At 65.9% G+C, this 22,261-nt stretch carries 16 protein-coding genes; 12 read left to right on the forward strand and 4 right to left on the reverse strand.

The annotated features are described in order from the left end of the window. Positions 1 to 47 precede the first annotated feature (47 nt). Entirely contained in the window at positions 48 to 953 is a 906-nt protein-coding gene (gene mutM, locus RX329_RS00350) for a bifunctional DNA-formamidopyrimidine glycosylase/DNA-(apurinic or apyrimidinic site) lyase (protein ID WP_085362016.1), read from the reverse strand. Positions 954 to 1,034: 81 nt separating this feature from the next. On the opposite strand from mutM, the gene ubiE reads away from it, so the two are divergent. The 12 genes from ubiE to RX329_RS00410 all read left to right on the forward strand — a co-directional run bounded on the left by ubiE (position 1,035) and on the right by RX329_RS00410 (position 19,166). Next, entirely contained in the window at positions 1,035 to 1,796 is a 762-nt protein-coding gene (gene ubiE, locus RX329_RS00355; protein ID WP_085362017.1) for a bifunctional demethylmenaquinone methyltransferase/2-methoxy-6-polyprenyl-1,4-benzoquinol methylase UbiE, read from the forward strand. Beyond that, a complete protein-coding gene (gene ubiB / locus RX329_RS00360) occupies positions 1,793 to 3,367 on the forward strand; it encodes a 2-polyprenylphenol 6-hydroxylase (protein ID WP_085362018.1) in 1,575 nt (524 codons plus the stop codon). The genes ubiE and ubiB overlap by 4 nt, the downstream gene beginning before the upstream one ends. Positions 3,368 to 3,423: 56 nt before the next feature. Beyond that, entirely contained in the window at positions 3,424 to 4,875 is a 1,452-nt protein-coding gene (gene coaBC / locus RX329_RS00365; RefSeq protein WP_085362019.1) for a bifunctional phosphopantothenoylcysteine decarboxylase/phosphopantothenate--cysteine ligase CoaBC, read from the forward strand. Next, complete coding sequence (gene dut / locus RX329_RS00370) at positions 4,872 to 5,330, forward strand: dUTP diphosphatase (protein ID WP_085362020.1); 459 nt, start codon at positions 4,872 to 4,874, stop codon at positions 5,328 to 5,330. The genes coaBC and dut overlap by 4 nt, the downstream gene beginning before the upstream one ends. A 190-nt stretch (positions 5,331 to 5,520) precedes the next feature. After that, positions 5,521 to 8,025: a sensor histidine kinase gene (locus RX329_RS00375; RefSeq protein ID WP_018455773.1), complete on the forward strand. Its 2,505-nt coding sequence runs from the start codon at positions 5,521 to 5,523 to the stop codon at positions 8,023 to 8,025. Continuing rightward, positions 8,022 to 9,554 carry a tRNA (adenosine(37)-N6)-threonylcarbamoyltransferase complex ATPase subunit type 1 TsaE gene (tsaE, locus tag RX329_RS00380; RefSeq protein ID WP_085362021.1) on the forward strand — a complete coding sequence of 511 codons (1,533 nt, stop codon included), beginning with the start codon at positions 8,022 to 8,024 and terminating at the stop codon, positions 9,552 to 9,554. Before RX329_RS00375 ends, tsaE begins: the two co-directional genes overlap by 4 nt. Positions 9,555 to 9,682: 128 nt before the next feature. After that, on the forward strand, positions 9,683 to 10,000 hold the full coding sequence (locus RX329_RS00385) for a PilZ domain-containing protein (protein WP_317245482.1): 318 nt from the start codon (positions 9,683 to 9,685) through the stop codon (positions 9,998 to 10,000). Between the two features lie 124 nt (positions 10,001 to 10,124). After that, complete coding sequence (locus RX329_RS00390; protein WP_018455770.1) at positions 10,125 to 10,847, forward strand: nucleotidyltransferase family protein; 723 nt, start codon at positions 10,125 to 10,127, stop codon at positions 10,845 to 10,847. A 127-nt stretch (positions 10,848 to 10,974) separates the two neighbouring features. Beyond that, the gene (gene addB / locus RX329_RS00395) at positions 10,975 to 14,121 is read left to right on the forward strand and encodes a double-strand break repair protein AddB (protein WP_085362023.1); all 3,147 of its coding nucleotides are present in this window, start codon (positions 10,975 to 10,977) and stop codon (positions 14,119 to 14,121) included. Then, complete coding sequence (addA, locus tag RX329_RS00400) at positions 14,115 to 17,624, forward strand: double-strand break repair helicase AddA (protein ID WP_085385556.1); 3,510 nt, start codon at positions 14,115 to 14,117, stop codon at positions 17,622 to 17,624. Before addB ends, addA begins: the two co-directional genes overlap by 7 nt. A gap of 62 nt (positions 17,625 to 17,686) precedes the next feature. Continuing rightward, entirely contained in the window at positions 17,687 to 18,007 is a 321-nt protein-coding gene (gene trxA, locus RX329_RS00405) for a thioredoxin (RefSeq protein WP_007598398.1), read from the forward strand. 145 nt (positions 18,008 to 18,152) lie between these two features. After that, the gene (locus RX329_RS00410; protein WP_085362025.1) at positions 18,153 to 19,166 is read left to right on the forward strand and encodes an ATP-dependent DNA ligase; all 1,014 of its coding nucleotides are present in this window, start codon (positions 18,153 to 18,155) and stop codon (positions 19,164 to 19,166) included. Positions 19,167 to 19,190: 24 nt separating this feature from the next. On the opposite strand, the gene RX329_RS00415 is transcribed toward RX329_RS00410, so the two are convergent. The 3 genes from RX329_RS00415 to accD are packed head-to-tail and all read right to left on the reverse strand — an operon-like array spanning position 19,191 to position 22,244. After that, positions 19,191 to 19,931 carry a metallophosphoesterase family protein gene (locus RX329_RS00415; RefSeq protein ID WP_085362026.1) on the reverse strand — a complete coding sequence of 247 codons (741 nt, stop codon included), beginning with the start codon at positions 19,929 to 19,931 and terminating at the stop codon, positions 19,191 to 19,193. Between the two features lie 31 nt (positions 19,932 to 19,962). Beyond that, positions 19,963 to 21,306, reverse strand: coding sequence for a bifunctional folylpolyglutamate synthase/dihydrofolate synthase (locus tag RX329_RS00420; RefSeq protein ID WP_085362027.1), 1,344 nt, complete (start codon positions 21,304 to 21,306; stop codon positions 19,963 to 19,965). Continuing rightward, entirely contained in the window at positions 21,303 to 22,244 is a 942-nt protein-coding gene (accD, locus tag RX329_RS00425) for an acetyl-CoA carboxylase, carboxyltransferase subunit beta (RefSeq protein WP_085362028.1), read from the reverse strand. Before accD ends, RX329_RS00420 begins: the two co-directional genes overlap by 4 nt. Between the last annotated feature and the right edge of the window lie 17 nt (positions 22,245 to 22,261).

The following is a 22,261-nucleotide window of genomic DNA, read 5'->3' on the forward strand; positions in this document are numbered from 1 at the left end:
TCGTCACCGCCGCTGAACTTACGACCTCTCGGATACGAGCCTGATTTTCACTTCTGACATTTCGGACACCAGAAGGTCGACCGGCCGTTCTGCGTAAAACGCTTGACGATGCCGCCACATCGCGGCGTGGTGCATTTCTCGCCCTCGCGATCGTAGACCTTGAACGAGTGCTGGAAATAGCCGAGCTCGCCCGAGGTCTGGCGATGATCGCGCAAGCTGGAGCCGCCGGCTTTGATGGCGTCGTTCAGCACGGTGTGGATCGCGCCGACCAGTCGCTTTGCATGGTCGGTCGGCTCGCCCCCGGCAACGCCCTTGCGTTGTCCGGCCTTGGTCGACAACGTCGCGGCGATCCGGCGCGGCGACAGATGCGAGCGATGCAGGGCTTCGCAGACATAGATATTGCCGAGCCCGGCGACCACGCGCTGATCGAGCAGCGCGGCTTTCAGGCTCGTGGTCTTGCCGGCGCAGGATCGCGCCAGCATCGCGGCGTCAAATTCGTTGCCAAGCGGCTCGGGCCCGAGCCCGCGCAGCAGCGGCTCCTCGTCGAGCGCGCTGCGCGCGATCACTTTCATGTAACCGAAGCGGCGCGGATCGTTGAAGATGATGTCGGCGCCGGAGGACATCCGAAACAGCACGTGATCGTGCGCGGAGTCCTTGGCTCGCGGATAGTGAAACTCGCCCGGCTGAGCCTCGTTGTCCGGCTTGATGACGCGAAACGAACCCGACATGCCCAGATGCATCAACAGCACGTCGCCGGAGGCGAGATCGGCCATGAGATATTTTGCACGGCGGCCGAGCCCCGTGACGACCTGCCCCTTCAGTCGGGCCACGAAATCCGGCTGGAAAGGAAAGCGCAAATCGGGCCTGCGGGTCTCCGCGACCAGGATTTTCGCACCCTCCATGACAGGCTGAAGGCCGCGGCGGACGGTCTCGACTTCGGGCAATTCGGGCATGGTCAGGCATTCACCTTATGAGGGCGGTGTGATAGCGCCATTGCGGCGGGCGCGCTATGGTCCGCCTCGTGGAGTAGAGTAATGGATCGGCCGGGCGAAACCACGCATTTTGGCTTCAGGGACGTCCCCCTGGGCGACAAGCAGACGCTGGTGAACGATGTGTTTCACAGCGTGGCGTCGCGCTATGATTTGATGAACGATTTGATGTCCGGTGGCCTGCATCGGGTCTGGAAGGACATCATGATCACCGCGCTCGACCCGCCGCGAGGCGACCGGCGGTTCGCGCTGCTCGACGTTGCCGGCGGCACCGGCGACATCTCGTTCCGCGCCGCCAAGGCCGCAGGCCCCGGCTTCCATGCCACCGTCTGCGACATCAATTCCGGGATGCTGGAGGTAGGCCGCGAGCGCGCCGCAAAGCGGCATCTCAAGACCCAGGTCGATTTCGTCGAGGGCAATGCGGAAGCGCTCGCCTTCGCCGACCGCAGCTTCGACGCATATACGATCGCTTTCGGCATTCGCAACGTGCCTCGGATCGATCTCGCGCTGGCCGAGGCCTATCGCGTGCTCAAGCCAGGCAGCCGCTTCCTCTGTCTGGAATTCTCCACCGTCGAGATGCCCGGACTCGATCGTCTTTATGACCTGTTCTCGTTCAAGGTCATCCCGCCGCTCGGCCGCATGATCACGGGTGACGCCGAGTCCTACCAATATTTGGTCGAGTCGATCCGCAAGTTCCCAAGACCCAACGCCTTCGCCGATATGATCCGTAATGCCGGCTTCGCCCGCGTGAACTGGCAGATATTGTCCGGCGGCATCGTCGCACTGCATTCGGGCTGGCGTTTGTGATCTCTGCCATAACCCATAGTGCGCGCCTGATGCGCGCCGCGTTCGTATTCGCGCGCGAGGGCGTGTTCGGCGCCGTCGATCCCAGCCTGGTGCCGCCGCCCGGACAGCTCGCGCTGAAGCTTGCGCGCATCGTCGAACGGGGCGGCCCTAAGGACGGGCCTCGGCTGTCGCGCGCGCTGACCCGGATGGGCCCGGCCTATCTCAAGCTCGGGCAATTTCTGGCGACGCGCCCCGATGTGGTCGGCGTTGCCATGGCGCGTGATCTGGAAAGCCTGCAGGATCGCCTGCCGCCGTTTTCGCAAGTCGAAGCGGAAGCCGTGATCGCGACGTCGCTGGAGCGTCCGCTGACGGACGTATTCGCGAGCCTCAGTGCGCCGGTCGCAGCGGCCTCGATCGCACAGGTGCATCGCGGCGAAGTCTTGCGCGATGGCATCCGCAAGGCAGTCGCCGTGAAAGTGCTGCGCCCCAACGTGGCCGCACGCTTCCGCCGCGACCTCTCCGACTTCTTCTTCGTCGCATACAAGGCCGAGTCCTATTCGTCCGAAGCGCGGCGCCTGCGTCTCATCGAGGTCATCAACACCATGTCGCGCTCGGTCGCGATGGAGATGGACCTGCGCCTCGAGGCCGCGGCGCTGTCGGAGATGGCGGAGAACACGCGCGACGATCCTGATTTCCGCGTACCGACCGTGGACTGGGACCGCACCACGCACAACGTGCTGACGATGGAGTGGATCGACGGCATCGCGCTGAACGATCACAAGCGCCTGGCCGAGTCGCAGGTCGACCTGCCCGATCTCGGCCGCAAGGTGATTCAGAGTTTCCTGCGCCACGCGCTGCGCGACGGCTTCTTCCACGCCGACATGCATCCGGGCAATCTGTTCCTGGATGACGCCGGTCGCCTCGTCGCGGTTGATTTCGGCATCATGGGCCGGCTCGGCATGAAGGAGCGGCGCTTCCTTGCCGAAATCCTGCTCGGCTTCATCACCCGCGACTATCGTCGTGTCGCGGAAGTGCATTTCGAGGCAGGCTACGTCCCGGCGCATCACTCGGTCGAGAACTTCGCGCAAGCGATCCGCGCCATCGGCGAGCCCATTCATAACCGCACGGCGGAAGAGATCTCGATGGCGCGGCTGCTGACGCTGCTGCTCGAGGTCACCGGCCTGTTCGACATGACCACGCGGCCCGAGCTGATCCTGCTCCAGAAAACCATGGTGGTGGTCGAGGGCGTGGCACGCGGCTTCGATCCCAAGCTCGACATCTGGAAGGTCGCCGACCCCGTGGTGCGGGAATGGATCGAGCGCAATCTCGGTCCGATCGGCCGGGTCCAGGGCGCGATCTCCGGCACCGGCGATCTCGCGCGCATCCTGATGCGCCTGCCTGATATCGCCGCGCGCTCGGTTGCGGTGCTCGAACAGCTGGAGACCATGACCCGGGAGGGCATCCGGCTGTCGCCGGAGAGCATCGCGGCGATGGGCCGCAGCGAAGGCCGCAAGAACCGTTGGCGCACCGTGGCGCTCTGGATCATCGCCGCGACCTTCATCGGCATCCTGATCGCCGTCCGGAATCTTTGATTGCAGTGCAATCATGCGAATGATAGCATCGCCATCATTTGTGCTGGAGGGGCGTCATGGCGAGCCTGACCATTCGCAAGCTCGATGAAGGCATCAAAACTTACCTTAGGCTGCGCTCGGCCAGGAACCGCAGGTCGGTCGAGGAAGAGGTCCGGGTCATCCTCGGCGAGCTGATCGAGGGCCGCGAGGAGCCCCTGACGCCGTTCACGGCGCCGCCCGCGGCTTCCGCCACCCCCACGCCCCAGCGCAGCGGCGCCCTCCCCGAGGCCAACGTCACCCTGATCATCGGCGGCGGGATCGCGGCCTACAAATCGCTCGACCTGATCCGCAGGCTCAAGGAGCGGCGGATCGAGGTCCGCTGCGTGCTGACCAAGGCGGCGCAACAATTCGTCACGGCATTGGCCGTGAGCGCGCTCTCGCATGAGCGCGTCTACACCGACCTGTTCGATCCCCAGAGCGAGTTCGACGCCGGTCATATCCGGCTGGCGCGCGAGTGCGACCTGATCGTGGTGGCGCCTGCGACCGCGGATTTGATGGCCAAAATGGCCAACGGCCATGCCGACGATCTCGCCAGCGCCATCCTGCTTGCGACCAACCGCAAGGTCCTGCTCGCGCCGGCGATGAACCCGCTGATGTGGAACAACGCGGCGACGCGGCGCAATGTCGCGCAACTTCAACGCGACGGCGTGATGCTGATCGGGCCGAATTCCGGCGAGATGGCGGAAGCCGGTGAAGCCGGCATCGGTCGCATGTCCGAGGCGATCGAAATTGCGGCTGCCACCGAGCGACTGCTGCGGCCGCCGGTGCCGCGCCCCCTCGCCGGCAAGCGCGTGCTGATCACGGCTGGTCCGACCCACGAGCCGATCGATCCGGTGCGCTACATCGCCAACCGATCCTCCGGTAAGCAGGGCTTTGCGATCGCCGCCGCGGCACAGGCCGCGGGCGCCGAGGTAATCCTGGTCAGCGGCCCGGTCGATCTCAGCGATCCCCAGGGCGTGACAGTCAAGCATGTGGAATCGGCACGGCAGATGCTGGAGCAGGTGCGGGCCGCGCTCCCCGCTGACATCGCGATCTTCGCCGCCGCCGTCGCCGACTGGCGGGTCGCCAATGAAGGCGAGCAGAAGCTGAAGAAGACTTCGGCCGGCATGCCGCCGCTCCAGCTGGTCGAAAACCCCGACATCCTCGCGACGATCGCCAAGCTGACCGACCAGCGGCCGCCACTGGTGATCGGCTTTGCCGCCGAGACCGAGCACCTCATCGACAACGCCAAGTCGAAGCTTGCCCGCAAGGGCTGCGACTGGATTGTCGCCAACGACGTCTCCCCCGCAACCGGCGTCATGGGCGGGGACCGCAACACCGTGCACCTCATCAGCCGCAAGAGCGGTGAGAAGGATGGCGAGCTTGCAGTTGATTCCTGGCCGGCGATGACCAAGGAACAGGTCGCCATCGAACTGGTCGCGCATATCGCAAAGAGCGTGACCGGCAAATCCCGGGAGCCCGCATCTTGAGCACCAAAGTCACCGTCGAACTGCAACGCCTGCCCCATGCGGAGGGGCTGCCGCTGCCGGCCTATCAGACCAATGATGCCGCCGGTCTCGACCTGATGGCGGCGGTGCCTGAGAACGAGCCGCTGACGCTCGCGTCCGGCCAATACGCGCTGGTGCCGACGGGACTCGCGATCGCGTTGCCGCCCGGCTACGAGGCGCAGGTGCGGCCGCGCTCCGGGCTTGCGGCCAAGCACGGCGTCACCGTGCTGAACTCACCGGGCACGATCGACGCGGACTATCGCGGCGAGATCAAGGTGATCCTGATCAACCACGGCCAGACCGCCTTCGTGGTCAAGCGCGGCGAGCGCATCGCGCAGATGGTGATCGCGCCAATGGTGCAGGCCGCGCTGGTTCCCGTGTCGACATTGTCCGCGACCGATCGCGGGACCGGCGGATTCGGCTCGACCGGCCGCTAACACACGGCACATCCTGCCGAATCACCCGAGAAACTACGTGAATTGGAACACCGCCTCCGGCATTTTTTTGGGACCGCCGTTGCGTTCACGATCTGGACTCTTACCGGTGGAGTCACGGTGAGGGTATTGTCGTTTGATTCGCGCGCGACGGGGGTCGCCGCGCGCAAATTCGTGCGATCTTGGGGCAACTATGTCAGGCGTGATCGTGTCGATGCGTCGGACGCTGCTGTCGTGCACATCGCTCGTGCGCAACGGCTTGTTGGGAAGCGCTCTCGCAGCGCTGCTGCCGGCTGCGCCGGCTGAGGCCGCCGACCTCGTCGACACACTCTCAACGTTGCTGGATTTCAACCGGCAGGAGCTCGCGGTGCTGGCCACCGCGCTGGCCTTGCTCGGCTTCTCGGTGGTCGCCGCGATCCTCCTGATGCGCACGCGCGTGCGCACGGCGAAGAACGAGGCGCGGCTGCGCGCCCGGATCGGGGAACTCCAGCTCCAGGCCGACCGCTTCGGCGCATTGCTGTTCGCCGAGCCGCAGATCCTGATCTCCTGGCCGGCCGGCGACAATCGCGCGCAGATCTCCGGTGACATCTCCATGGTGCTGCCGCGCGACTCCTCTCCCCAGCGCGTGCTCGCGTTTGGAACCTGGTTGCCGCCGGAACCGGCGCTGCAGATGGATCACGCCGTCGATGCGCTGCGCGACCGCGGCGACGGGTTCCAGCTGACGCTCACCACCGCGCATGGCCACACGCTGGAGGCCATCGGCCGCGCCATCGGTGGCCAAGCCATCGTCAGGATTCGCGAACTCTCGGGGCTCCGCCGCGATCTGGCCGAGACCAATCTGCGTTACAAGGCACTTTCCGACGAGACGGAGATGTTGCGCGGCTTCGCGACCGCCGCCCCCTGGCCGATCTGGGCCAAGGGCGAGAACGGCGCGCTGGCTTATGCCAATCCCGCCTATGTCCGTGCGACCGAGGCGGCGAGCATCACCGACGCCCAGGAGCGCAAGCTCGAGCTGCTCGACAGCGCCGACCGCACCGCGATGGAGCGGGGACTGAAGGAAGCGGCCAATTTCACCTCGCGGCTGCCGATCGTGATCGGCGGCGAGCGGCGCATCTATGATGTGCGCGCCGTCAATGTCGGTGGCGGCAATGTCGGCGTTGCCATCGATGCCAGCGAGGCGGATGCCTTGAGCTCGGCGCTGGTGCGGATGGCGGAGGCGCATCGCCGTACGCTGGACCAGCTCTCCTCGGGCGTTGCCGTGTTCGACGGCCAGCGCCGGCTTGCCTTCTACAATGATTCCTACCGCCAGCTGTGGGACCTCGACCGCACCTTTCTCGACGCCAACCCCGATGATTCCAGCGTGCTCGACAAGCTTCGCGCCGCGCGCAAATTGCCGGAGCAGCCGGACTTCCGCGCCTGGAAGGCCAAGCTGCACGAGGCTTATCGGGCGGTCGAGGCCGCCAAGGACACCTGGTATCTGCCCGATGGGCGCGCGCTCTCCGTCGTCACCACGCCGAATCCCGAGGGCGGCGTCACCTATCTGTTCGACGACGTCACCGAGAGCCTGGAGCTCGCCCGCCGCTTCGACGGCATGATCCGGGTCCAGCGTGAGACGCTGGATAGCCTCGCCGAGGGCGTTGCGGTGTTCGGCAGCAATGGCAGGGCGCAGCTGTTCAACCCGGCGTTCGTCCGGATGTGGAAGCTGTCCGCTGACGCCATGCGCGACGAGCCGCACATCCAGACGGTCGAGGGCTGGTGCCATCAGCTGTTCGACGACGCGATCGTTTGGCGGCAGATCCGCGAGGCCGTCACCTCGATCGAGAGCCGCGCCGACATTCCGCTGAAGCTTGAGCGCAAGGACGGCAGCGTGCTCGACGGCATGATCCGGCCGCTGCACGACGGCGCCACGATGCTGACGTTCCAGGACATCACCGACACCGAGAACGTCGAGCGCGCTCTGCGCGAGCGCAACGAGGCGCTGGAGGCGGCCGACCAGATGAAGGTGGATTTCGTCCACCACGTCTCCTACGAGCTGCGCTCGCCGCTCACCACCATCATTGGCTTTGCGCATTTCCTCAGTGATCCCTCGACCGGGCCGCTGACCCCGAAACAGGCCGAATATCTCGACTACGTCACCAAATCGACCAATGCGCTGCTGGCGCTGACCAACAACATCCTGGATCTCGCCACCATCGACGCCGGCGCCATGAAGCTGGAACTCGGTCCGGTCGACGTCAGCAAGACCATCGAGCTCGCCGCCGAGGGTCTCCAGGACCGGCTCGCCACCGACCGCATCCGCCTCAAGGTCGAGATCGCGCCCGATGTCGGCAGCTTCACCGGCGACGAGAAGCGCGTGGTGCAGGTGCTCTATAACCTCCTCGCCAACGCCGTCGGGTTTTCTCCACCGGATTCCACCGTCGGCATCAGCGCCCGCCGCACCGAACGCAGTGTGGTCTTCACCGTGACAGATTCCGGGCCTGGAATACCTGCCGACATGAAGGACAAGGTGTTCAACTGGTTCGAGAGCCGCTCGCAAGGCTCGCGTCATCGCGGCGCCGGGCTCGGCCTGTCGCTGGTGCGCTCCTTCGTCGAGCTGCATGGCGGCAATATCCGGGTGGATTCGATCGTGGGCAGGGGCACGGTGGTGATCTGTGACTTCCCGACCGACCAGGCGGCGCATCGCGACGCCGCCGAATGACTGCGCCAACCACATTCGCCGTCGCGCTCCACAACGAGACAGCCACTGCGCAACTGATGGCCGACCTCGCGCTGCTGGTCGGCCCCGGCGATGTCATCACGCTCACCGGCGATCTCGGGGCCGGCAAGACCGCGGCGGCGCGGGCCATGATCCGCTACCTCGCCGGTGACGATGCACTGGAAGTGCCGAGCCCGACCTTCACGCTGGTGCAGGGCTACGAGCTGCCACCGTTCCCGGTGATGCATGCCGACCTCTACCGCGTCGAGGACGAGAGCGAGCTCGAAGAGATCGGGCTGTCGCCGCTGCCGGAAGCAACCCTCGTCCTGATCGAATGGCCGGAGCGCGCGCCGTCGGCGATGCCTCAAGACCGCATCGACATCGCGCTGACGCACCGGCCGGCGCTGGGCTCGAATGCACGCGCCGCCGACATCACCGGCCATGGCAAGGCTGCCGCCATCGTCGCGCGGCTGCAGGCGCTGCGCGAATTCCTCGATGCATCCGGCTACATGGAGGCAACGCGCAAACGCATGGCGGGCGACGCCTCGACGCGCTCCTATGCGCGGCTGCAGCGCGACGACGAGATCGTCATCCTCATGAATTCGCCGCAGCGCCCCGATGGTGCTGCGATGTACAACGGAAAATCCTACAGCGCCGCGGTGCATCTCGCCGAAAACATCAAACCCTTCGTCGCCATCGACGAGGGCCTGCGCGCGCAGGGAATCTCGGCGCCCGCGATCCATCATTCCGACCTCGACCACGGGTTCCTGATCAGCGAAGACTTCGGCACCGAAGGCGTGATCGAGGGCGATCCGCCGCGCCCGATCGCCGAACGCTACGAAGCCGCGGCCGATCTGCTGGCCGTGCTGCACGGCAAGACGCTGCCGCAAACGCTGCCGCTCGGGCGGCAGACCTACGCCATTCCCGTCTTCGATATCGAGGCGCTGCTGATCGAAATCGGCTTGATGCCGGAATGGTACCTGCCTGATCGCAACGCGCCGCTGGACGACGCGAAGCGCGCCGAATTTTTCGCCATGTGGCGCGAGTTGCTGCAGAAGGCGCAGGCCGCGCCGAAGACCTGGATCATCCGCGATTATCACTCGCCGAATCTGATCTGGCTCAGCAATCGCACCGGCATCGAACGCGTCGGCGTGATCGATTTCCAGGACACCGTGCTGGGGCCGCAATCCTACGACGTGGTGTCGCTGCTCCAGGACGCCCGCATCGACGTGCCCGAGGCGATCGAGCTGACGCTGCTGTCGCGCTACATCAAGGCGCGCCGCGCCAGCGAGGCGAGCTTCGATGCGGCCGGCTTCGCCGAGCTCTACGCCATCATGTCGGCGCAGCGGAACACGCGTCTGCTCGGCACCTTTGCCCGCCTCAACCGCCGCGACGGCAAGCCGCATTATCTGCGTCACCAGCCGCGGATCTGGACCTATCTCCAGCGCTCCCTGGCGCATCCCGCGCTCGCCCATCTGCGCGACTGGTATCTCGCCAACGTCCCGCCGCCCCAAAGGCAGGCCCAAGGCTGAGGCCCAAGGCTGAAAAGGCTAGTAGGGGCTGAAAAGGCTGATTCAGGGCTCGATTTACCGGCTGTTAGCCAAGACGCCGGTAATCTGGCGGCGGAGCAGCCGGATGATTACGGGCTGGAGCAGGGCAGATGGCGGTGAAGACGGACCAGCGCGGCAGCAGCCGGGTTGTTTTCGAGCGCGGGATCGCGCCCCAGATGATGGGTATCGACGGCACCTGGCGGCGCGACTGCACCATGGAGGACGTCTCCGACAGCGGCGCCAAATTGACCATCGACGGCTCGGTCGAAGGCTTGCATCTCAAGGAGTTTTTTCTGCTGCTATCGTCCACCGGACTTGCATACCGACGCTGCGAGCTCGCCTGGGTCAATGGCGACCAGATCGGCGTCAACTTTCTCAAGCTCGGCGACAAGAAGAAAAAGACGCGGTCAACGTCCATCGGGGCGTAACGGCAACACCTGTCGTACAAGCGTCACGGCAGGTGGTTAAGGCGGTTAAGACGCGGTGCGGTCGGTCGAACCTCATGTTAGGATTGCTGCGAACGCGAGATCAGTAGGTCTGAGAAAGCGAAGGATGCCCGTCAAACCGACCAAAGCCATGGTGCTCGCCGCAGGGTTCGGCCTGCGCATGCGTCCGTTGACGGACAAGATGCCGAAACCGATGGTTCCGGTGGCCGGCCAGCCGCTGCTCGACCATGTGCTCGACAAGCTCGGTCGGGCCGGCGTGAGCGAGGCGGTGGTCAACGTGCATTACCTGCCGGACCAGATCATCGATCACACCGCATCCCGCCAGCATCCGCGCGTGACCATCTCGGACGAGCGCGACCAGGTGCTCGGCACCGGCGGCGGCGTGGTCAAGGCACTGCCGCTGCTCGGGGACGCACCGTTCTTTCACGTCAATTCCGACACGCTGTGGATCGACGGCGTACGCTCCAACCTGACGCGGCTCGCCGAAAACTTTGATCCCGCGCGGATGGACATTTTGCTGCTGATGGCGCCGACGGCGACCAGCATCGGCTATAGCGGCCGCGGCGATTACGGCATGCTGGCCGACGGTGCCCTGCGCAAGCGCAAGGAAAAAGAGGTCGTTCCGTTCGTCTATGCCGGCGCTGCGATTTTGTCGCCGTCGATCTTCGCCGATGCCCCCGCGGGCGAGTTCTCGCTGACCAAGATGTTCGATCGTGCCAACGAGCAGGAGCGGCTGTTCGGCCTTCGCCTCGACGGCGTCTGGATGCATGTCGGCACGCCTGATGCCGTGCACGCGGCGGAAGAGGCGTTTCTGGAGAGCGTGGCGTAGGGCTGCGCCATTGTCCCCTACGGCACCTGTTCTGGTCCGGCAAACAGCGGGGACTATCCCACCTCCGCCCATGACCATTTGACTCCGCCTCCCTATATTGGCGCCTGATTCCCGAATCAGGCAGCTCATGCGCGTTTTCAGCGTTCCCATCTCAGTTCCGTTCCTGCGCACCGTCGTCTCAGGCTTGCTCGACGGCCGGCTGGTCGAGGGCTTTGAGGCACGCAAGGAGCCGGCACGGCTGGCGGATACCACACTGTACCTGCCGACACGGCGCGCCATGCGCGTCGTCCGCGAGATCTTCCTCGACGAGATGAAGGCGGATGCTGTCGTGCTGCCGCGGATCGTCGCGCTCGGCGACATCGACGAGGATGAGCTCGCTTTCGCCGATGAGGGCGAACAGTTTTCCGGCGCAACGCCGCTCGACATTCCGCCGCGGCTCGGCGAGCTCGAACGGCGGCTGACACTGGCGCAACTCGTCGCGGCCTGGGCCAAGGGTCCGGTGCTGTCTCCGCTGGTCGTCGGCGGCCCCGCATCGACGCTGGCGCTCGCTTCCGATCTCGCGCGGCTGATCGACGACATGGTCACGCGCGGCGTCGACTGGAGCGCGCTCGATGGCCTCGTGCCCGATATGCTCGACCGCTACTGGCAGCATTCGCTCGAATTCCTGCGCATCGCGCGCATCGCCTGGCCCGGTCATCTCGCCGAAATCAAACGCATCGAACCCGCTGCCCGCCGCGACCTCCTGATCAATGCCGAAGCCAGGCGGCTGACCGTGCATCGCCATGGCCCCGTGATCGCGGCCGGTTCGACCGGCTCGATGCCGGCCACGGCAAGATTTCTCCACGCAGTCGCTTCGCTGCCGCATGGCGCCGTGGTGCTGCCCGGCCTCGACACTGATCTCGATGACGATGCCTGGCGCAGCATCGGCGGCGTCCGCGATGCGCTCGGCAAGTTTGCGGAGCATCCGGTCTCGAACCATCCGCAATATGCCATGCACGCGCTGCTGGATCGCTTTGGCATCAAGCGCAGCGACGTCGATATCCTCAAGCCTCCGGCGGAAGGCGGTCGCGATCTGCTCGCCTCCGAATCGATGCGGCCATCGGCCAAGACCGAGATCTGGCACGACCGGTTGAAGCAGCCGGATGTGGCCTTAAAGATCACCGGCGGCATGAAGAACCTCGCGGTTGTCGAAGCTCCCAACCCTGAAATGGAAGCGCTCGCCATCGCCATTGCGATGCGCGAGGCGCGGCACCTCGACAAATCCGCCGCACTTGTCACGCCCGATCGCGCCCTGGCGCGGCGGGTGATGGCCGCGCTGACCCGGTGGGATCTCGCATTCGACGATTCCGGCGGCGACGTCCTGATGGAAACCTCCGCCGGCGTCTTTGCCCGACTGACAGCTGAGGCTGCGACCAAGGGACTGGAGCCGCCGACGCTGCTCGCAATGTTGAAGCATCCGCTGTGCCGGCTCGGCCGGGCCCCTGGCGCATGGAAGGCTGCGATCGAAGGCCTGGAGCTCGCCTTGTTGCGCGGCACGCGCCCGCCTGCAGGCACCGCCGGCCTCTTGCGCGAATTCAATCGCTTTCGCGAGGAGCTGACCAAGCTGTGGCGCAGCGAAGTCTCCGCGCTGCATAAGGCCGAGCCGCGCGCACGTCTCAAGGCGGAAGACCTCGATCGCATCCAGGCGCTGATCGATGCCTTACGACAAGCCTTGGCGCCGATCGAGAGTCTTGCGTCATCAAAACCGTATGACTTCGCCGAACTCGCGCATCGGCATCGCGAGATCATGATCGAACTGTCGCGCGACGAGCAGGGCATTTCCGTGGCCTTCGAGGACCGCGAGGGCCTCGCGCTCGCGAGCGCCTTCGACGATCTCCTGCGCGGCGGCACGACCAGCGGACTGATGGTCACGCTGCCCGACTACGCAGACGTGTTCCAGACCGCGTTCAGCGATCGCGCGGTGCGGCGGCGGGACAGGCCAGGCGCGCGGCTCCAGATCTACGGACCGCTGGAATCACGCCTGATGCAGGCCGACCGCATCATCGTCGGCGGGCTGATCGAGGGGGTCTGGCCACCGGCGCCGCGCATCGATCCGTGGCTGAGCCGGCCGATGCGGCACCAGCTGGGCCTCGATCTGCCGGAACGCCGTATCGGCCTCTCCGCGCATGATTTTGCGCAACTGCTGGGCGGCGACGAGGTCATCCTCACCCACTCCGCCAAGGCTGGCGGTGCCCCGGCGGTTGCCTCGCGCTTCCTGCACCGGTTGGAGGCGGTCGCGGGCGATGCGCACTGGAAGGCCGCGATTCGCGCGGGCGAGAAATACGTGCAGTTCGCAGCCGCGCTGGACCAGCCCGACGAGGTGAGGCCGATCAAGCAGCCCGAGCCGCGACCGCCACGCGCGACCCGGCCGCTCAGGATGTCTGTGACTGGGATCGAGGACTGGCTGCGCGATCCCTATACGATCTACGCAAAACACATTTTGCGGCTCGACGCGCTCGATCCCGTCGACATGCCGCTGTCGGCCGCCGACCGCGGCTCGGCGATCCACGATGCGCTCGGAGAGTTCACGGAACGCTACGCCACCGATCTGCCCGACGATCCGGCGCGCGTGCTGCGCGCGATCGGCGAAAAATACTTTGAGCCGCTGATGGAGCGACCCGAGGCGCGGGCGCTGTGGTGGCCGCGCTTCCAGCGCATCGCACGCTGGTTCGGCGAATGGGAGACGGCGCGGCGCGACGCGATCGAGGCGATCGCCGCGGAAACTCGCGGCGAGATCTCGATCCCGCTCGACCATGGGCGCAGCTTCCGTCTCTCCGCGCGCGCCGACCGCATCGAACGGCGCCGGGGCGGCGGCTACGCCATCCTCGACTACAAGACCGGCCAGCCACCGACCGGCAAGCAGGTCCGCATGGGCCTGTCGCCGCAGCTCACGCTGGAAGCCGCGATCCTGCGCGAGGGTGGTTTTCCCGACATTGATGCCGGCGCGTCCGTGAGCCAGCTCGTCTATGTTCGCCTGAGCGGCAACAATCCGCCGGGCGAAGAACGCATTCTCGAACTCAAGTTCAAGCAGGGCGACGAGCCGCAGCCGCCGGACACCGCGGCTGCCGAGGCCAGGGCCAAGCTCGAGGCGCTGATTCGCGCCTTCGAGGACGAGAACCAGCCCTATACCTCGTTGAACCTGCCGATGTGGACCAACCGCTACGGCGCCTATGACGATCTCGCCCGGATCAAGGAATGGTCCGCGGCCGGCGGATTGGGGATCGAGGAATGGTGAAGGCACCGCGCCCCATCCCGGATGAGGTGCGCGCCAGGCAAGCGCGCGCATCGGACCCGTCCGCGTCGGCCTTCGTGTCGGCCAATGCCGGCTCGGGCAAGACGCATGTGCTGGTGCAGCGCGTGATCCGCCTGCTGCTCGCGGGCGTGCCGCCGGAAAAGATCCTCTGCATCACCTTCACCAAGGCGGCCGCCGCCAACATGGCCGAGCGCGTGTTCACCACGCTCGGGCATTGGGTGACGCTCGACGACACGGCACTCGATGCGGCGATCCGCGCGGTCGGCATCCCGCACCCCACTACAAAATTGCGGCGCGACGCACGTAAGCTGTTCGCCTGTGCGCTGGAGACGCCCGGCGGGCTCAAGGTGCAGACCATCCACGCGCTGTGCACGCGTTTGCTCCAGCAGTTTCCGTTCGAGGCCAATGTCCCCGCGCGCTTCGCCGTGATCGACGAGCGCGACCAGACCGACATGATGGAGCGCGCCAATCTGAAGGTGCTGCTGGAGGCCGCGCGCGATCCTGACAGCGTCACCGGCCGCGCGCTGCTGACCGCGATGGCGAGCGCCGCCGATGTCACCTTCAAGGAAGTGGTGCGCGAGGCTTGCCTGAGCCGCGATCACTTCATGGCCTGGACCGATGAAGCCGGCAGCGCGGAGCTGGCTGCCGCGCAGATGGCAGCGGCGTTGGGGGTGGACGCGAACGATCGGATCGAGGACATCGAGACCGAGATTGTCGACGGTCCGTTCCTGCCGCGATCGCGCTGGGACGACATCGCCGTTGCGCTGGAGGACGGCAGCAAGTCCGACAACGACCAGGCCTGCCGGCTTCGCGAGGCAATGGTCTTTTCCGGCGCCGCGCAGGTCGATGCCTATCTCAGCGTCTTCCTCACGGACGAAAAGCTGCCGCGCAAGGCGGTGCTGACCAAGAAGTTTTGCGATCACAACCCGTCCGTCGCCCGCCTGTTCGAGAACGAGGCGCAGCGCGTCAGTGGGTTAATCGAGACGCGCCGTGCGGTCACCATGCGAGACCGCACCGCGGCCCTGCTGCATATCGCGACCGCGGCTGCCGCAAACTACCGCCGCGAGAAGCAGGAGCGCGGGCTGCTTGACTATGACGACCTCATCGACAAGACGCTGGCGATGCTCGATCGCGTTTCCTCGGGCTGGGTGCATTACAAGCTCGACCGCGGCGTCGATCACGTGCTGATCGACGAGGCCCAGGACACCAGCCCGCGGCAATGGGACATCGTCGCGCACATCATCTCGGAATTCACAGCCGGCGAAGGTGCGCGCGAAGGCCTGAACCGCACCGTCTTTGCTGTCGGCGACGAAAAGCAGTCGATTTTCTCCTTTCAGGGCGCCCAGCCCCGGGAATTCGATGCGCGCCGGCGCGAACTGCACCGCAAGTTCACGGGGGCCGGACTGAAATTCGATCCGGTCGCCTTCACCTATTCGTTCCGCTCCGGCGCCGCGATCCTGCATTCGGTGGACCACGTCTTCCGCGAGCCCGCGATCTACAAGAGCATCCATTCGGTCGAGACCGGTCATCCCCTGCACAATGCACTCGGCGATGCCGGCCCCAGCGTGATCGAGCTGTGGGACCTGGCGGAAGCCGACGACAGGCAGGAGATCGAGGGCTGGCGCGCACCGTTCGACGGGGTCGCCGCCACCAGCCCCGAGGTGAAGCTCGCGCGCCGGATCCAGACCGAGATCAAGCGGCTGGTCGAAAGCGGCACGCTGACCGGGCACGAAGGCGAGCGGCGTCCCCTACGCTATGGCGACATGCTGATCCTGGTGCGCCGGCGCGGCAATGCGTTCGACGCGGTGATCCAGGCGCTGAAGCACGCCAACGTTCCGGTCGCCGGCGCCGATCGGCTCAAGCTCACCGAGCACATCGGAATCATCGACCTGATGAATCTCGCCGATGCGCTGCTGCTGCCGCAAGACGATCTCGCGCTCGCGGTGGCGCTGAAGAGCCCGCTGTTCGGGCTCGATGACGACGATCTGTTCCAGCTGGCCCATGACCGCAAGGGATCGCTGCGTCGCGCGCTCGGCGAACATGCCCCGACAAGCGAGACATTCGCTGCGGCCCTGCGACGCCTCGAAGCCTGCGAAATCCGAGCCCGCGAGGAGACGCCGTTCGCCTTTTACGCCTGGTTGCTCGGGGGAGACGGCGGACGCGCGCGCATGCTGCGCCGGCTCGGTCATGAGGCCAATGACGCGCTCGATGAGTTCCTGGAGCTGGCGCTGAACTACGAGCGCAAGGCGCCCGCCTCGCTGCAGGGTTTCATGGCCTGGCTGCGCTCGGCCGATACCGAGGTGAAGCGCGACATGGAGATCTCGCGCGATGAGGTGCGGGTGATGACCGTGCACGGCGCCAAGGGCCTGGAGGCCTCGGTCGTGTTCATGGTCGACACTACATCGTCGCCAGCGGATTCGCAGCGGCTGCGGCTGATCCATGTCCCGCGCGGCAATGGCGGCGAGGTGGTGGTCTGGGCCGGACGCAAGGCGGATGATCCCAAACCCGTCGTCGAGGCGCGCAAGGCGATGCTCGAGGAGACCGAGGACGAATATCGCCGCCTGCTCTACGTCGCGATGACGCGCGCCGCCGACCGGCTCATCGTCGGCGGCTGCATGCCCGGCAACATGAAGACGGTTCGCAAGCTGAGCTGGTACGATCTGGTCGACACCGGGCTCGCCGGCTCGGGCCTGACGAAGGAGACGATCGAGACGCCGCTGGGAAAGGCGACGCGCTTCTCCCGACCGGAGGATGTCGTGGCGCTGGGCACGCCCGCGGCCTCGTTGGACCAGGCGACCGCGCTCCCGGACTGGCTGCGGACGCCGGCACCGCGCGACACCATCGACGACGATCCGGTGCGCCCCTCCGGCCAGCCGTCCGGGGACGGCCGCGCCGTGCAGTCGGGCGAATCAGTGCAGTCCCGCGCGCTCGCGCTGCAACGCGGCACGCTGGTGCACCGGCTATTGCAATCGCTCCCCGACATCGCCACTGAGCGCCGACGCGAGGCCGCGCTCGGCTTCATGGCGCGCAACGCGGCGGATTGGGCGGAGGCCGACCGGACCGCGCTGGCCGACAAGGTGCTCGGCTTGATCGCCGAGCCACGGTTTGCGCCCGTGTTTGCGGCCGGCAGCCGGGCGGAGGTCGCGATCGTCGGCCGGCTGGAACGGCCGGGCCACGCCCGGGCGCTGGTGTCGGGGCAGATCGACCGGTTGGTCGTTCGGCCGGATGAGGTCCTCATCGTCGATTTCAAGACCAATCAGGCGGCTCCCAGGAGCGCCGATGCGGCGCCCGCCGCCTATGTCCGGCAGCTTGCGCTCTATCGGGCGGTGCTATCGCGGCTTTATCCCCAAAAGCCTGTCCGCGCCGCCCTGCTTTGGACCGAGGCCCTTGAATATATGGAGATTTCGGCTCCCGCGCTGGACGCGGCGCTGGCATCTCTTCATCTCGGTGTGAGCGTCCTTGACCCGGCAAGGAGCCATTCATAGGTTGACGCCATGATCTTGGCGCGATTCCCGTCGCGCCGTTCTCTCAGGTACGAGGTACTCCCATGGCCGTTGGTAAGGTTTCTGACACCGATTTCGAAGCCGAAGTGCTCAAGGCAAACGGCCCCGTGGTCGTCGATTTCTGGGCCGAATGGTGCGGCCCCTGCCGCATGATCGCACCCGCGCTCGACGAGATCGCCGGCGCGATGGGCGACAAGGTCAAGATCGTGAAGCTCAACGTCGACGAGAGCCCGAAGACCGCGTCGAAATATGGCGTGATGTCGATCCCGACCCTGATGATCTTCAAGGGCGGCGAGATGGCCTCCCGCCAGGTCGGCGCGGCGCCGAAGGCGAAGCTGCAGCAGTGGATCACTTCCGCGGTCTGATCCGCCGCGCGCAAGATTATTTTTGGAAACGGCCGGCGAAAGTCGGCCGTTTCGCGTTGATGGGACATGTCCAGCGTATGATGAGTCCCGCCTGTTGCCTCCTCCTCCCGCAAAACGCGCGCGAAAGTCGGACCCCCTCGTGGCGATGGAGGCGCGCTCGGTCGACGCGATCCCGCGCGGCAAGGAGTGGCAATACGAGCCGAAATGGGATGGCTTTCGTTGCCTGCTCTCGCGCAACGGCGGCAGCATTGATCTGCGCTCGAAATCCGGTGAAGACCTTGCGCGTTATTTCCCCGAGATCGTCGCCGCGGCGCTGAAGCTGAAGGCGGATCGCTTCACCCTCGACGGCGAGATCGTCGTGCCGCACGGCAAGGGGTTTTCCTTCGACGCGCTGCTGCAACGCATTCACCCTGCGGCGAGCCGCGTGAAGAAACTCTCGGAGGAGACGCCGGCGCTCTATCTCGCCTTCGATCTGCTTGCGACGGCCAGGGAGAAGCAGCTTGCCGGGCAACCGCTGAGGGAGCGGCGACCGGCGCTGGAAGCGTTTGCCAAGGCCAATCTGAAAGGCAGCATCTTCCGCCTCTCACCGGCGACGACGAGCTACGCCATTGCGAAGAAATGGCTGGCGCAATCCGGCGGCGGCTCGGACGGCGTCATCGCCAAGCGCGTCGACCTGCCCTACCAGGCGGGAAATCGCGACGGCATGCAGAAGATCAAGAAATTCCGCAGCGCCGATTGCGTGGTCGGCGGTTTCCGCTATGCGACCAACAAGATCGCCGGCCGGAGCGTGGTCGGTTCGCTGCTGCTCGGGCTTTACGATGACGATGGTCTCCTGCACCATGTCGGCTTCACCTCGGCGATCAAAGCGGCGGAAAAGCCTGACCTGACCGATCGGCTTGAGGCGTTGATCGGCGAGCCCGGCTTCACCGGCAACGCGCCGGGCGGCCCCAGCCGCTGGTCCACCGAGCGCTCGGCGAAGTGGTGTCCGCTCAAACCGAAACTCGTGATCGAGGTCTGCTATGATCATTTCAGCGGCGAGCGCTTTCGCCACGGCACCTCGATCCTGCGCTGGCGCCCCGACAAGGCCCCGCGGCAATGCAGCTTCGAGCAGCTGAAGCAGAAGGCGGTGGATCCGATGAAGCTGCTAAAACAGCCGTAGCCGGTCGCCCGGATGGAGCGGCAACTATCCGATCCATCCCGTCGCCAGCGCATTCGCCAACTCCGGCTGGCCGTTGCGGCGAGCGAGCGTGGCCATCGCCTCGTGATCATAGACCACATGGCGGAACGTGACCTGCCAGGCACCATCGGTTAGCTCAAGGATCGCATAGCGCGCGTGCGGCGTGCCGGCCTCCACGACATGCGGGAACGGATGCTTGTCACGGAAGCCCGGGCCGCCCAGGCTGCCGGGATTGACGATCAGCCTTCCGTCGCGAAGTCGCACGGCACGGGCGAGATGGGTGTGGGCGCACAGGATCAGTGATTGCGCGATACCTTGCGCAAACTGCTCGATGCGATCGAGCGGCGACAGCGCCACCGCGCCGTCGGGATGCACGGTATCGAGCCAATACACCTCGTCATTGTCGGGAGTCGCATGACACATGAAAATCTGCTCGCGAAAGACGCGCGTCATCGGCTGCGCGCGCAGCCAGTCGAGTTGCGCGGCATTGAGCGCTGCATGGGCCGGGCGATCCCACGAGCCCATCTTCTCGGGCGCACGGTCGAGCAGATAGCGATCGTGATTGCCGAGCACGTGCACGGCATCGAGCTTCATCAGGATTTCGATGGTTCGGCGCGCATCAAGCGGGCCGCTCAGCATGTCGCCGAGATCGACAATCTCGGAGACGCCTTGCGCGCGGATGTCGGCGAGCACAGCTTCCAGCGCGAGGTAGTTTCCGTGAACGTCGGCAATCGCGGCAAAACGCATGGGTCTTCCCGTAGCTCGGATGGAGCGAAGACTATACAGGAGGCGTGCCGTTGATGGCGAGCACGTGGCCGGCGAGATAGAGCGAGCCGGTGATCAGAATGCGCGGCGGCACTTCGTAGGCGAGCTTCGCCAAGGTGCGCAGTGCGGCCTCCACGCCGGGCGCGGGCTCGACGCGCATGCCGAGGCTGCGCGCGGCATCCGTAAGGCGGTCGACCGGCATCGCGTTGTCGGTGTCGGGAATCGGCACCGCGATGATGTGACGGGTCAGACCGGCGAAATTGGCGAGAAAGCCTTTCGCGTCCTTGTTGGCCATCATGCCCGCGATCACGACCAGCGGCCGCGACACCCGCTCTTCGAGATCGCCGAGCGCGGCCGCCGCGACGCGGCCGCCTTCCGCATTGTGGCCGCCGTCGAGCCAGATCTCCGAGCCCTGCGGGCCGAGAGCGAGCAGCTCGCCCGAAGCGATGCGCTGCATCCGCGCCGGCCATTCCGCACCGACGATCCCCGCCTCGAACGCCGCCTGGTTGATCTTGAAGGCGTTGGTGGCCCGCAACGTCGCGATGGCGAGACCGGCATTGTCGAACTGGTGCCGGCCGAACAGGCGCGGCGCTGTGAGATCCATCAAGCCGCGCTCATCGGAATAAACCAGCCGCCCGTTCTCGACATTGACATGCCAGCTCTCGCCCGCGGCAAACAATGGCGCGCGCATGCGCCTGGCCTGCGCCTCGATCACGGCCATCGCCTCAGCCGGCTGCTCGGCGCAAACCACGGGCACGCCACACTTGATGATCCCAGCCTTTTCGCCCGCGATCGACGTCAAGGTGTCACCGAGCAAATCCATGTGGTCCATGCTGACAGGCGTGATCACGCAGGCCGCCGGCGCGTCAACCACATTGGTTGAATCAAGCCGGCCGCCAAGGCCGACCTCCAGCAGAACCACATCGGCCGGGTTCCGCGCGAACAGATGAAATGCAGCCGCCGTCTTGAGCTCGAACACGGTGGCCGGCTCGCCGGCATTGACACGCTCGACCTCTTCCAGTGCCGCGCGCAACTCGTCGTCGCCGACCAGCACGCCGCCCCCGACGCGGCCGAGCCGGAAGCATTCGTTGATGCGAACGAGATAGGGTGAAGTGTAAGCGTGGACGCGCAGGTTAGCTGCCTCCAGCGTCGCGCGCAGATAAGCGAGCGTCGAGCCCTTGCCGTTGGTACCGGCGATGTGGATCACCGGCGGCAGCTTGCGCTCGGGGTGACCGAGCCGCTCGAGCAGGCGGTGCATCCGCTCCAGCCCGAGATCGATGCGTTTCTGATGCAGGGCCGACAGCCGCCCGATCAATTCGCCGAGCGGCGGCTTTGCGCTGTCAGAGGAAGCGTTCACGCGTGCGGCGCGGCCGGCGCCGTTTCGGGAGCCGATACGATCTGCGCCGGACTGACGACCGGCTGTACCGGCTGTGATGCGGCCTCAAGCGCAGGTGCCCTGGTCAACAGTCGGCAGAGCCGCGCCAGGGTCGGGCGCAATTCGTGGCGATGCACGACCATGTCGATCATGCCGTGCTCCTTGAGGTATTCGGCGCGCTGAAACCCCTCGGGGAGTTTTTCGCGGATGGTCTGCTCGATCACGCGCGCGCCGGCAAAACCGATCAGCGCACCGGGCTCGGCAATCTGCACGTCGCCGAGCATCGCATAGGACGCAGTGACGCCGCCGGTGGTCGGGTTGGTCAGCACGACGATGTAGGGCTGTTTTGCTTCACGCAGCATCTGCACCGCGACCGTGGTGCGCGGCATCTGCATCAGCGACAAGATGCCTTCCTGCATGCGCGCGCCACCACTGGCGGCGAACACGATGAAGGGTGACTTCTTCTCGACCGCGAGCTCGAGCCCGCGCACGATGGCTTCGCCCGCGGCCATGCCGAGCGAGCCGCCCATGAAGTCGAAATCCTGCACCGCGACGACGACGGCGGCACCTTCGAGCTTGCCGTAGCCGACCTTGATCGCGTCGTTCAGATTGGTCCGCGCGCGGGCATCCTTGATGCGATCGACGTACTTCTTCTCGTCACGGAACTTGAGCGGATCGGGCGTGACGTCAGGCAGCGCGACGTCGTACCAGGTCTCATTGTCGAAAATCGACTTCAGACGCGCCACCGCATTCATGCGCATATGATAGTTCGAGCCGGGGATGACGAACTGGTTGGCCTCGACGTCCTTGTAGAACACGAGCTGTCCGGAATCCGGGCACTTGATCCACAGATTCTCCGGCGTCTCCCGCCGCAGCATGTTGCGGATCTTCGGCCGGACCACATTGGTAAGCCAGTTCATGGTTTGCTCCGATGTGC

This window comes from Bradyrhizobium sp. BWC-3-1 (assembly GCF_032917965.1).
Taxonomy (GTDB): Bacteria; Pseudomonadota; Alphaproteobacteria; order Rhizobiales; family Xanthobacteraceae; genus Bradyrhizobium; species Bradyrhizobium canariense_D.

Coding starts and splice junctions, on each gene's coding strand:
- mutM (WP_085362016.1), bottom strand. CDS start 953: ATGCCCGAATTGCCCGAAGTCGAGACCGTCCGCCGCGGCCTTCAGCCT.
- ubiE (WP_085362017.1), top strand. CDS start 1,035: ATGGATCGGCCGGGCGAAACCACGCATTTTGGCTTCAGGGACGTCCCC.
- coaBC (WP_085362019.1), top strand. CDS start 3,424: ATGGCGAGCCTGACCATTCGCAAGCTCGATGAAGGCATCAAAACTTAC.
- RX329_RS00375 (WP_018455773.1), top strand. CDS start 5,521: ATGTCAGGCGTGATCGTGTCGATGCGTCGGACGCTGCTGTCGTGCACA.
- tsaE (WP_085362021.1), top strand. CDS start 8,022: ATGACTGCGCCAACCACATTCGCCGTCGCGCTCCACAACGAGACAGCC.
- RX329_RS00385 (WP_317245482.1), top strand. CDS start 9,683: ATGGCGGTGAAGACGGACCAGCGCGGCAGCAGCCGGGTTGTTTTCGAG.
- RX329_RS00390 (WP_018455770.1), top strand. CDS start 10,125: ATGCCCGTCAAACCGACCAAAGCCATGGTGCTCGCCGCAGGGTTCGGC.
- addB (WP_085362023.1), top strand. CDS start 10,975: ATGCGCGTTTTCAGCGTTCCCATCTCAGTTCCGTTCCTGCGCACCGTC.
- addA (WP_085385556.1), top strand. CDS start 14,115: ATGGTGAAGGCACCGCGCCCCATCCCGGATGAGGTGCGCGCCAGGCAA.
- trxA (WP_007598398.1), top strand. CDS start 17,687: ATGGCCGTTGGTAAGGTTTCTGACACCGATTTCGAAGCCGAAGTGCTC.
- RX329_RS00410 (WP_085362025.1), top strand. CDS start 18,153: ATGGAGGCGCGCTCGGTCGACGCGATCCCGCGCGGCAAGGAGTGGCAA.
- RX329_RS00415 (WP_085362026.1), bottom strand. CDS start 19,931: ATGCGTTTTGCCGCGATTGCCGACGTTCACGGAAACTACCTCGCGCTG.
- accD (WP_085362028.1), bottom strand. CDS start 22,244: ATGAACTGGCTTACCAATGTGGTCCGGCCGAAGATCCGCAACATGCTG.